This is a genomic window from Candidatus Eremiobacterota bacterium (assembly GCA_031082125.1).
In the GTDB taxonomy this organism is placed as follows: domain Bacteria; phylum Vulcanimicrobiota; class CADAWZ01; order CADAWZ01; family Ess09-12; genus Ess09-12.
On record JAVHLM010000010.1, the window covers coordinates 150700 to 161738 of the forward strand.

An 11039-nucleotide genomic window follows, 5' to 3' on the forward strand; every position below is an offset into this window, starting at 1 on the left:
TGAGGCAAGCGAGGTAGGTCATGGCACAGAAGGTGCTTTCCCTTAAAGAGCTGGAATCGGGAATCAGTGAGCTTCTCATCTCTTCCCGCAGTGACGCCGATCTCAGGAAGGAGCTTGAAATTATCTCAAAGCACCGCTCCTTTCCCGGGCTCACGTGGCTCTGGGGCCCCCCCCTTTACCGCCGCAATCGCGTGCTTTTCAGGCCATTAATCCTGGCCCACTTCTCTTCTTCTCTCGTGAAGCCCGACTTTCGCGGGGAATTCATCGAGTGGAAGGGCACCAGGGGAAGATCTCTCCAGGAGTGGCTCGAAGAGGCAGATTCCCTCGACGATGTCGAGCTCTTCCGCCGCCTCTTCCAGTGGAAGATAACCAGGGCAAAAGGATGGGGGATTGACTCCGGGGAGGCAGCAAGAGCGGTGGTATCACGCTTCAAGTCGGCAGAGACACCGGCGAAGCGGGTGATGGTGCTTTCCAAATTTGATCTGTGGTTTGCCCTCGATGAGGCCTCGGCTATGGATCTGTACCGCACTGACCGCGATGCTTCAAAAGCCTTCATCCTCAGGCATCTTCCCCGCTCGTGGTGGGATGAGAGCAGGCGGGCCATCTGGCAGAGTCTCAGGGGGCTGGCCGGGCAGCATCATGATGAAGAGCTTTCTTTTGCCCTGTACCGCAGGCAGGTCCGTTGCGCAGAGTGGCAGAAAGATGCCATTTCCCTCTGCGGGACCGTCCAGGACCCTGCCCGTCTCAATGAGGAGCTTGAGAAACGCCACCCGGAAGGTTACGGCATAGATCCCGGCGATCTTTTTGCCGAGCTCCTTAAGAGGCGCGGCCGCGACGTGCTGCCCTACGTGAAGATGAATCTCCACCGCCTGTGGTACAGGCGCATCTGGCAGAAAAGCGGCTATGAAAAGCTCGTGGACCTTGCCAGGGAAAAAGGCTGGCTCGACCTCTGGGGAGAGCTCGTAAGGGTGGCATCCAATCCCGCGGAATACAACAGGGAGATAAAGGCCCTCCTTGACAGCACCTCCCTGGGGGACAGCGAGATCAAAAAGCGCCTGCTTGCGATCAGCGGCATCTCCCGCGAGGTGAACTTCCCCGGTTTCGGCATAGCTTCAGTGAAGCAGCTTGACGATGCAAATGCAGTAAGGCTCTACGAAAGGTTCCCGGGGCATCTCTCCGGCCCTTTCAAAATGCATATCATGGCCGCATGGGGAAATGTCTATCCAAAGCTGCTTGAGCTTCTCTTCAAAGCCGCTGACGAGCCCCTTATCGATTTTCTCGCGAGCCGTGCCCTCACAAGGAGCGGTTATATCATGAAGGACTCAATGGCCCAGGTAGTCGAGAGGCTTGCCGCTTATTATGAAAATCTCAGGCCTGACAGCCGGGCCTTTGGAAGAAGGGTCTGCGAGGTCCTGGGGCAGGTTCCCGCCTATGCAATTTATCGTTACGATGCCCTCATAAGGGAGAACCGACTTGCCCGCCTTCTTTTTGAGCGATCCTTTTCCTCCTATCTCGATGACGGTATTGCTTTCAGGAATCTTATTGAAGCCCCGGAGATCCACGTGCAGCTTCTTGCCTACCGCGTCCTGGGCCTGGATGATCCGAGGGCCGGGGAGATTGCATCTGAGAATATTCATATCCTGATGGGAACACTCCTGAGGCCTCTTCAAAGGGCTACAAGGATCGCCGCCTTCAAGGCTCTTCTCAATGCCGCCGCTCCTGTTGAAAACGCGATGGTATTACTCAGGAGGGCGCGGGAGGCCCTTGATCTCCCTGATATCCGCTATCCCAAGGAACAGCTCGTAGGGCTCATCGGCGCCTTGCTGGCGAAATGGCCCTCCCTGAGAAAGGAGAGCGAGGAACCCATGCTTTATACAGGAGGACGGCCATGATCTCCCTTGTGCTGGATTATGCAACGCCCAGTGCTCTCTCTTCAACAAGGGAGCGGGCCGATCTGAGCCTCACGTCCGACAGGAGGCGCCCGGTGCGCTTTCACGGCCGCGTGGCGGGCGAGATATTTCTTTTCCGCCTGGCCCTGCGCACCCTGGGAGAGGTCATCTGGTCAAGCGATGTGTGGAGGGAGAGCGGCACATTCCTCGATCCTGTCATCACTGTCCATCCCGACAGGATTATTTTTGAAGCCTTCAGCCAGGATCAGAGCACCTATGCGCAGGTGCTCGTCGATCCCTCCCTCTTCGAGGTGGAAGGGGAAGTGAGCTGCGGCACCACCAATGTGGATTTTACCTCGTGGCTCTGGGCGGCCCTTGCGGAGCTCAGGTCCCACCGCGAGACATGGATACGTATTGATGCCGGCGGCTTCGAGGTGGCAACATCAGGGAGCGGCGGTCGCTTTGAACAGAAGGTGGAGCTTCCGATCCCGTGGATCCGGGGTTTTCTGCAGCTCATGGGAGCCATGGCCATGCCCGGGACTTCCCTTCAGGTGAGGCCTGTCGATCTCCTCTCGGCCATAAGGTTTCTGCGCTACACCAAGGCAAAAATGTCGCCGCGGGCCCTGAGGTATGAATTCCCTCCGGGGGAGGACGCCCGTATTGTCCTTGAGCCCTGGGAGCACGTCGTGAAGCTGAGGGGCGTCTCGCACCACTATGAGGAGCACAAGGTGATAAGGACCTGGGGGCGCAGGAGGCTCCGCCTCATAGAGCCTCTTCTCCCTTTCGCTGATGCCGTGAAGGTCTATCTCAAGGGGAGAGCGCTCCCCAGCTTTTATGCCGTGAAACTGGGAAGCATCACTTTCATCCTGGGCCTTTCAAGCTGGTCGGGAGCGCAGTGGACAGAGACGGCCGGCTTCGATCTCCTTATCAGTGACGGTGAAATAGATGGCGGCCTTCTTCAGAGCCTCACTGAAAAGCTCGCCTCGTCATATGCCATTGATGCAAGGAGGGAAGCGGAGTCTCTCGGCACTGGAATAGAGGAAGTCACTGCTGCCCTCGCGGCGCTGTGCCGACAGGGAAGGGTGGTCTATGACCTGGAGAACCGACAATACCGTTACCGGGAGCTCCTTGACAGTATCCCGCCTCATCACGAGATCTTTCCGCCTGATGAAAGAAAAGAGAATGCCCGGGTGCTTCTCAGGGAGCACAGAGTCACCGTGGCATCCTGCACTCCCAGGGAGACAAGAAAAGTAAGGACCATGGATACGCCCGCAGGAAAAGTGACAAGAGAGATCCTTTATCGTGACTGGCATATCATGGGATCTGCCGGCGGGGAGAAAGAAGTTGAGGTGGTGCAGAATGATGCCGGCTCCCTCATTTTCGGCACCTGCGGCTGCAGGTTTTTCCAGGACAACCTCTTGAACAGGGGCCCCTGTGAGCACATGCTAGCCCTCCTTGCCGAGGGGGAGAAGGTCAAGAAAGACCGTCCCGCATCAGTGGAGGCAGCCTTGCCGCAGGGAGAGGGAAATAAAGGAGAAAAAGGTGACAATTCAGGCAATGTGGAAGAATGATCCGTACGGCGTCATTCTTCAGGAATTTACCTGTCCGGCCCGGCGGTGGCCTGCACCCAGCGGTCCATTCCACGGTGCTTCGCCGTGGACGCTTATTGTACCACTCACACCGCCCCGGCTCCCATCGTACGAAACGATGGGAGGCCAGGGGTCCAGAGCCTTGCACGTGGGGCATCATCGCCGGGCCGGAGCCTTCATACAGGGGAGGTGGTCACCGTAGGAATTCTTGACTGGCTGAAGCGTATGGTCTCGCCGCCCCCGAAGCGTTCGGTGGCCCGCCTCCAGGCGGTACCCGAGAGTGATGTCGATCTTGTGTTTGAAACAGTGGATGTGTCCGGGGGACCCCTCAGGGAGCATCACCGCCGACAGGCTTTCCGCGATGGCAGGCTTCTTCCCAAGAAGAAACAGATCTTTGGGGGGGGAAAGCATCCCTCTTATATGCCGGCCCGCGAGGCACGGCGATTTTTCTCTTCCACGATGAGAACCCATGACCGCTCCATCAGGGATCTCCTTGCCGATGAGGAGCAGTTGAAGCGGTACGGCCTCCCTCTCTGGAAGACCGAAAAGGACCTTGCAGGGGCCCTGGGCATCTCCCCGGGTGAGCTTGCCTTTTTTTCCATACACCGCGAAATGGAAAGATCTCCCCACTATGTGACCTTCTCCATCCCCAAGAGCAGTGGAGGAGCGCGGGTAATCATGGCACCCAAGAAACGCCTGAAGGAGCTGCAGCGCAGGCTTCTTCAGGCCCTCGTGGAGAAGCTCCCCGTGAGCCCCTGTGCCCATGGCTTCATACGCCTGCGGTCAACAGTCACCGGTGCCAGGCCCCACGCCGGCCGGCAGGTCGTGGTGAACATGGATCTCAAGGATTTTTTCCCTTCTGTGCATTTCGGGAGGGTGCGGGGGTATCTGGTGGCGCTGGGTTACGGTTATGTGGTCGCCACGGTCCTGGCAGTGCTTATGACAGAAGCAGAGCGTCAGCCTGTGGATGTCGAGGGGACGATCTATCATGTGCCGGTGACTCCCCGTTATTGTGTGCAGGGGGCTCCCACAAGTCCAGGCATCTGTAACGCCATTGTCCATAAAATGGACCGGCGGCTTTCCGGGTACGGGAAGGCCCTGGGGTTCACCTACACGCGCTATGCCGACGACCTTACCTTCTCGGGTGATGACCTCTCTCAAGTGAAGGCCCTGCTGGGAGGCGCCGCAAGGATTGTGAGCGAGGAAGGTTTTACGGTGCACCCCGGGAAAACCTCGGTGATGAGGAAAGGTCGCCGCCAGACAGTGACAGGTATCGTGGTGAACAAAGTCCCCGGCCTCTCAAGGAAGGAAAGGAGGCGCATCCGCGCCCGGATTCACCGTTTTCAGAAAAGCTCCCCTGCTGCGGAAGAGCTCCGTTCCCTCAGGGGGAAGCTTGCCTACCTCTCCATGATCAACCTTGAGCAGGCTGAGAAGCTGAAAGCCCTCATGAATCACCCCGGCTGAGCATCTGCAGGTTCCCCTCAGTCCCTTTCCCTCGGCTTTATGTCGGGGCGGACTTTTTTCACCACCATGGCGAGCTTTCTGCAGGCTGCCTCCAGAGAGGCCATATCTTCCTTCTTGAAGACGCCCTTGTAAAAATTATTGTCCATGTAAAAGATTCCAAGCAGCCCCTCATCAGAAAGGATAGGTGAGCAGAGGACCGACCGGAGGCCCGAGATGACCACGCTTGACTTGTTGCTGAAACGGATATCCTCCATCGCATCGGCGGTAAGAACGGGCTCCTCGTTTTTTATCACCGTGTTGAGGATAGTAAGGCTCAGCTGCTCAGATTCAATCACATGTGACGTATCCACGTTATGGCCCGCTATAATGAAAAAGTCATCCTTCTGCTCGTCATAGAGCTGCATAAAGGCCCGCCCTGGTTTGAAACATTCCACTATGTCAGAAAAACAGCACGATAGGGCGTTCTCGGCATTTTCCGCCGATGCCCCATGCCGCTCGATCCTGGCATTGAGCTCATCCAGGCTGCAGTGTCTCTCTCCCATTGCGCCTCACTCCTTTGCTCCCCTGTTCTTTACCCGTCACTCTTCAATGTTAATGTTCCACGCTGCTCCGCAGGATTCCTATTGGCTGGAGTGCTGCGCTTCCATGGTCCTCTCATTTTTCCTCCTCCCTGGCAGGACCACGAGCGGTGGTGGAAAAATATTCACTGAAGCCTGCGATGGTCAGGAGGGAGCATGGACCATGACCAGATATGACGTGGCAGTGGTAGGCGCCGGCCCTGCCGGCGCGAGCTGCGCTCTCTTTCTCGCCGGGAGAAACCTGAATGTGCTTCTTGTTGAAAGGGAGCGCCTCCCGAGGAAGAAGCCATGCGGCGGCGCAGTTCCCCGCGCCACCGTCGAGGCTTATCCTTTCATTGATTCCATCAAGAAAGCATTCATAGGCCTCTCAAGGGTGGGCTATTCGTTCCGGAACACCCGGCACTGCGAAAGGAGCACCGGGGCTGTTGAAGTCTATTCCGTCGAGCGCAGGGAATTTGATTATCACCTGGCATGTGAGGCGGTGAAAAGGGGAGCCAGGCTTGTTGAGGGGGAAGCTGTTGTCTGTGTGAGGGAAAATGAGGGGACTGTGCTCATTGAGACCGCAGGGGGGAGAGTCTATACGGCCCGCTATGCAGCGCTGGCAAGCGGAGCTTTCTCCCTGCCGGCGCACCTTTGCTTTCCCCTCTCACACCGCAAAGAATCACTCGGCATGGCGTCAGTGGCCGATCTTTTTCCCCTGGAGAGAAAGCTTCTCGATTCTTACCAGGGAAAGGTTCATATAGATTTCGCCTTTCTCAGGAACGGCTATGGAGGAATAATTCCCAAGCATGACCGTCTTCTTCTCTGCCTTTACACCAGGAGTGCGGCATCGCGTGCCTTGCTTTACAGGAAGACCAGGGAGTTCATGGACAACCTCTCCCTTCAGGGAACCCTCAAGGATTTCAGCGTTACCCCTCTTCAGGTTTACGGGGGGCGCCGCAGCCTTGCCAGGGGAAATATTCTCCTTCTCGGCGACGCGGCTTCCCTGGCTGATCCCCTCTCCGGCGAGGGGATAAAGCATGCCCTGAAAAGCGGGGAGATTGCGGCGGCGGTGCTGAGCGATCTGCTGGAAGGGAGAGGATCGTCTGGTGACTATTCCAGGAGAATTCACAATGAGCTGGGCCGTGAGCTTCTCATTGCAGGAACTTTCGTGAAGGTCGCCTATTCGTTTCCTGCCATCACCTACGGGGGGCTTGTGAATGTATCTTCCGAAGCAGGCGCCGTGTTGAACGGCACCATTTCCTATGGTGATCTCCTGGACCGCCTGAAGGGAAGAATATTGAAAAGACTCTGGAGAGGGAGGCCAGGTTGACCCCCGGCATCGCTTTTGTTACAATGTGAAGAGAGACAATCCAGGGAACGGGGGATATTTCTATGGAGAAGCTCACCGCATCGTTTGCACTTGGCGCAGCCCATGAAAACCTGTCGAAGGAACAGAGGAAGGCGCCGGGTCTGGCGCCGCGTGAAGGATCGGCGCGGCGGGGCAGGAAGGACTGGAACCTTCTTGTAACAAATGAAAGGCTTTATACCCTCTTCAGCGATACATCCCTTTCCGGCTCCAATGAAAAGAAATCAGCCGACGGTGCCGATCTCCACAGGCTCAAACAGAAGTCCCAGGTAATGCTTGACCTGGGCACCCTGGAATATTCCACCGCCAGAAAAGAGGAGTCCCTCCGCTCCTGGGCACATTACAAGATCGGCCTCGCCAAGGTCCTTCACAATTACAACAACCTCTATGCCAAGTTCTACCGCGACCTTGCCAAGGAAATCCAGTCCATGAACAAAGCGTCAAACCTTGTCTATTCCTCCCCCCAGGACCTTATTAACTCAATGCGCTCAGTGATGGGCTCGATGCGGAGCTTCATGGGGATGCTGGGGCCGATGGCGCAGGTGACGAGGAGAATGAACGAGTGCAACCAGGAGATAATGAAACTTGGCCAGGAGGTCGGTCCTGAAGGGGCCCACAAGGTCTTCAATGAACTCTCGGAAAAGATCCAGTCCTATCCGGACCTCCCCCAGGGCCAGTCACCAGTGGGAAGATCGGAGGAGAGGCCCAATGATGAGCTTATGGTGGGGAAGTTTTACCAGGACTGGACCATCCAGTCTCTCAGGCAGGGAATAGATCTCATGCAGTCAGCCTCGCAGTCGATAGACAAGCACGCAGGCAAGCTCAGGAGCTATGCCTCCCTCAGCAGGTCGGCGAACTCCATGAAGACGGATGGGAGAAGGGATACCATGAGCTTTTCTCTCCCGGCGACCTTTGCCCTCAAGGAGGGGAGGGAGGGGCATGGGAATGAACCGGATCCGCACAGGAGGGAGCTTGATGAAGTGGAGAAGGGTATGGGAGTATTCAGTGCCGTCAACAGGCTTGAGCTTGAAATTCCGGACATCATGAGCGATGAGATGCTGAAAGACCCTTATCTTCTCTCTTCGGAGGTCCTCGCCCAGGCTTCACTGGGAAAGGATATCACGGGCCTCGATGATTCGGTGCGGGTTTCTTCACAGGCGCATGAGCATGCATTCTGAGAGCGCCTAGGGCATTATTATCACGTCAGTCTCCATCATCCTGTTCAGCTTCCTGCAGATGGCATCAGGCGTTTCTTTTGTGGCAGCGAGAAGCAGGCGGGGCGATAACTTTCTCTGAAACTGGTCTATCATATGGTTATAGATGCTCCCCGGGGCGCTGTGGGCGCTGCCGAGGGGGATGCCAGTCACTTCGATATCGGGACATTTCAAGGCTTTCCAGGTCATTCGGGCACTCCCATGGAACACAGTTCATTTCAAGCCAATTATAATCTCTGCAGTGCTGTCATGCAGCACTAAAGGTGCAACAGGTGATAAAGGGGCGGCAAGAGGTATTTTTACCCGCCAGGATGCATTGGCGCTCTTTTGCAGTGCTCTCTGGCTCAGGGTGCCTGATTGCCTATTCTTAAGGGGAGTTCGATGGTAAAAGTGGTTCCCGTGAGGGGAGCGGAATGAACCCAGATTTTCCCGCCATGCTCCTCAATTATTTTTTTTGTGACGGCAAGGCCGAGGCCGGTGCCTCTTCCATCCTTGGTGCTGTAAAAGAGGTTGAAGATCTTGTCCAGTTCGTCATCGCCAATCCCCGCGCCATTGTCTGATATCCTTATCGCGATGCTTTCGTCAGGGGCGGTTCCTGTGTGGATGGTGATTTCTCCCCCCTCTCTGGGGCAGGCCTCCAGTGCATTGATGAGGATGTTGAGAAGGCAGCGGAAGATGCCGAAGGAATCCAGGGGGATTTCCTTTATGCCCTCGTCCAGTTCATACCTCACCGCGACATTCTGCTCTTCAATCCTTTTTGACAGAATATCGGCCACCTCATGGATGAGCCTGTTGGGGCTCTCCATTTTGTAGTCAGGCTTCCTGTCCTTGGAATAGGCAAGCATGTTCATCGACAGCTCCTTGATGCGCATGATGCATTTTTCCACAATATTCCAGCCGTTCTGTGCCATCTCAAAGTTCTTTCCATCGAGAGCCTTGTTGATAAGAAATGACCCCCCCGTGAGCCCGTTCAGAATGTTCTTGATGCAGTGCGCCAGGCTTGACAGGGTCTGTCCGATGGCGGCGAGGCGCATGCTTTTGATGTTCTCCTCTATGAGACGGGTTTTTTCGAGGGCCTCTCCCACGTGGTTAGCGATGGATTCGAAGAGTGCCAGGTCAAGCTCTGTAAAGCATTCTCCCTCCTTCTTGTTGACGGCTTCCATGACGCCAATCACCTGCTCCCCGGCCATTACAGGGACACACATCAGGTTTCTGCTCGTGTACTGCACCGAATCATCGACCTTTCTGCAGAAACGCTCATCGCGGGAGGTATCAAGGGAGATTACCGATTTTCTGTTCAGAAAAACCCATCCGGCAATGCCTTCACCCTTGGCGAGGCGTATCTTGGCCACCTCTTTTTCGCCGGGCCCCCTGGAGAGGTAAAAGGCCATATCGTCCCGCTCTTTGTCATAAAGGATGATTGAGGCTGCTTCAACGCCCAGCACCCCGGGAGTGAGGGCCAGGATCTCACCCAGAAGCCTCTCGCGATCGTAAATGGATACCATGAGCCTTGAAATCTCGATAAGGGCCGTCAGCTCCCGTCTCATCACGAACTCATCTTTCCTCGGCCTTGCAGGGCTGTCGTCAGGATGCCCTGATGTGATGGCGATATGCGCCCCGCAGCGACAGGTGACTGAGAGAAATTCGGCTTCCCGGGGAAGAGGATGGACCCGCTGGCAGGCGGGGCACGTGATATCCATTCAAGGAATTCCTTTCACTCTCTTGGGCTTACAATTCCCCCACTGGGGAATCAGGCAGGGAATCATCTCCCCTCAAGACTTCTCCATATGCGATTCAGGCTCCTGGATTTCACAGAAAGAAGGTAAAAGTCAAAGAAGAGAAAATTACTTTCATGGGACTGCTTCCCATGGGAAGGCCTCGTATGGGTCAAAAGTCCCCCGCATGCAGAGAGTTCCTGGTTCAACAGACTCACTCGACAAGGAGCATGAATATGGGTGACGAGAGAAAGCCGGAAGAAACACCCCAGGAGAGCCAAGACGAAGGGGGTAAAGAACCGGGAGAGCACATCTCAAAGCTGAAAAACCTGATTGACGATGCCCTTGCTGATATCTCCCTTGATGATGAAGAAGAGAAGGCAGACATTGAAATCCAGGGGCATGCTGATCAAGAGAGCATTGACAAGCAGTCCCCCGAGATGACCGTGGATGAGGAATATGAGGCGATAGCTGCCGCTGCAGCCGTCAAAGTGGAATCCCACGGCGGCCCGGATAAGGAAATAGAATCCATCTCGCTTGACGATCTGATAGATAATGAGCTTCAGGCTCTTCTGGACTCTGACGTGGAGGAAGAGAAGAGAGAGGCTTCAGTGCTTCAGCTTCCTGTGGAAAAGGAGTCTCCTCCGCGTAAAATCCTCGAGATAACCAGGAAGGAGGCTGCTCCTGCAGAGGTTGCCGCTGAAGGAGCACCGGAGGATAAAGAGAAAGAGGCGCCGCCAAAGAGGATTCTTGAGATAGCGAAAAAAGAGCCTCCGCCCCCGGAGACGCCGCAAAAGATTCTTGAGATAGGGAAGAAAGAGTCTGTACATATAGATATCGTCGATGATGACCTGCTTGCCGAAATAGAAGGACTGATCAGCGATGAGATAGAGCCCTCGCCACCGCAGGCTCCTGCTGAGAAAGCAGCCGAAGCGGCGGAAGCGCCGGAAGGGGCAGTGGCGGCAGCAGCAGTTGAAGCACCTGCGGAAGCAGTGGCGGCAGCGCCTGCCGAAGCTGCCGTTGAAGAGCCTGAGGCGGTGACAGAGGAAGCTCCTGCGGAAGCAGTGACGGAAGCGCCTGTCGAAGCCGTCACGGAGGAAGCGGTAAAAGAGCCCGCTGAGGCTGCCGTTGAAGAGCCTGAGGCGGTGACAGAGGAAGCTCCTGCAGAAGCAGTGGCGGAGGCTCCCGCGGAAGCAGTGACGGAAGCGCCTGTCGAAGCCGTCACGGAGGAAGCGGTAAAAG

At 56.1% G+C, this 11039-nt stretch carries 9 protein-coding genes; 6 read left to right on the forward strand and 3 right to left on the reverse strand.

All coding sequences use genetic code 11. The annotated features are described in order from the left end of the window. Window positions 1–20 precede the first annotated feature (20 nt). The 3 genes from RDV48_13425 to RDV48_13435 all read left to right on the forward strand — a co-directional run bounded on the left by RDV48_13425 (window position 21) and on the right by RDV48_13435 (window position 4942). Complete coding sequence (locus tag RDV48_13425; protein ID MDQ7823793.1) at window positions 21–1892, forward strand: gliding motility protein; 1872 nt, start codon at window positions 21–23, stop codon at window positions 1890–1892. Then, complete coding sequence (locus RDV48_13430) at window positions 1889–3460, forward strand: SWIM zinc finger family protein (GenBank protein ID MDQ7823794.1); 1572 nt, start codon at window positions 1889–1891, stop codon at window positions 3458–3460. The genes RDV48_13425 and RDV48_13430 overlap by 4 nt, the downstream gene beginning before the upstream one ends. Window positions 3461–3667: 207 nt before the next feature. Continuing rightward, window positions 3668–4942 carry a reverse transcriptase family protein gene (locus tag RDV48_13435; protein ID MDQ7823795.1) on the forward strand — a complete coding sequence of 425 codons (1275 nt, stop codon included), beginning with the start codon at window positions 3668–3670 and terminating at the stop codon, window positions 4940–4942. Between the two features lie 17 nt (window positions 4943–4959). On the opposite strand, the gene RDV48_13440 is transcribed toward RDV48_13435, so the two are convergent. Then, on the reverse strand, window positions 4960–5484 hold the full coding sequence (locus RDV48_13440) for a GAF domain-containing protein (GenBank protein ID MDQ7823796.1): 525 nt from the start codon (window positions 5482–5484) through the stop codon (window positions 4960–4962). A 199-nt stretch (window positions 5485–5683) separates the two neighbouring features. On the opposite strand from RDV48_13440, the gene RDV48_13445 reads away from it, so the two are divergent. Both RDV48_13445 and RDV48_13450 read left to right on the forward strand, forming a co-directional pair. Next, on the forward strand, window positions 5684–6832 hold the full coding sequence (locus RDV48_13445; GenBank protein MDQ7823797.1) for an FAD-dependent oxidoreductase: 1149 nt from the start codon (window positions 5684–5686) through the stop codon (window positions 6830–6832). Between the two features lie 62 nt (window positions 6833–6894). Continuing rightward, window positions 6895–8046, forward strand: coding sequence for a hypothetical protein (locus tag RDV48_13450; GenBank protein ID MDQ7823798.1), 1152 nt, complete (start codon window positions 6895–6897; stop codon window positions 8044–8046). A 6-nt stretch (window positions 8047–8052) separates the two neighbouring features. On the opposite strand, the gene RDV48_13455 is transcribed toward RDV48_13450, so the two are convergent. After that, window positions 8053–8271, reverse strand: coding sequence for a hypothetical protein (locus RDV48_13455; GenBank protein MDQ7823799.1), 219 nt, complete (start codon window positions 8269–8271; stop codon window positions 8053–8055). Window positions 8272–8426: 155 nt separating this feature from the next. Then, window positions 8427–9782, reverse strand: coding sequence for an ATP-binding protein (locus RDV48_13460; GenBank protein MDQ7823800.1), 1356 nt, complete (start codon window positions 9780–9782; stop codon window positions 8427–8429). Window positions 9783–10033: 251 nt separating this feature from the next. Here RDV48_13460 and RDV48_13465 point away from each other — a divergent pair. After that, window positions 10034–11039 (forward strand): hypothetical protein (locus RDV48_13465; GenBank protein ID MDQ7823801.1); only part of this gene is annotated, 1006 nt, incomplete at its 3' end.

Bases quoted from the DNA above. Each gene is read 5' to 3' on its own strand.
- RDV48_13430 (MDQ7823794.1), top strand. From the start codon at position 1,889: ATGATCTCCCTTGTGCTGGATTATGCAACGCCCAGTGCTCTCTCTTCA.
- RDV48_13455 (MDQ7823799.1), bottom strand. From the start codon at position 8,271: ATGACCTGGAAAGCCTTGAAATGTCCCGATATCGAAGTGACTGGCATC.
- RDV48_13445 (MDQ7823797.1), top strand. From the start codon at position 5,684: ATGACCAGATATGACGTGGCAGTGGTAGGCGCCGGCCCTGCCGGCGCG.
- RDV48_13425 (MDQ7823793.1), top strand. From the start codon at position 21: ATGGCACAGAAGGTGCTTTCCCTTAAAGAGCTGGAATCGGGAATCAGT.
- RDV48_13440 (MDQ7823796.1), bottom strand. From the start codon at position 5,484: ATGGGAGAGAGACACTGCAGCCTGGATGAGCTCAATGCCAGGATCGAG.
- RDV48_13460 (MDQ7823800.1), bottom strand. From the start codon at position 9,782: ATGGATATCACGTGCCCCGCCTGCCAGCGGGTCCATCCTCTTCCCCGG.
- RDV48_13450 (MDQ7823798.1), top strand. From the start codon at position 6,895: ATGGAGAAGCTCACCGCATCGTTTGCACTTGGCGCAGCCCATGAAAAC.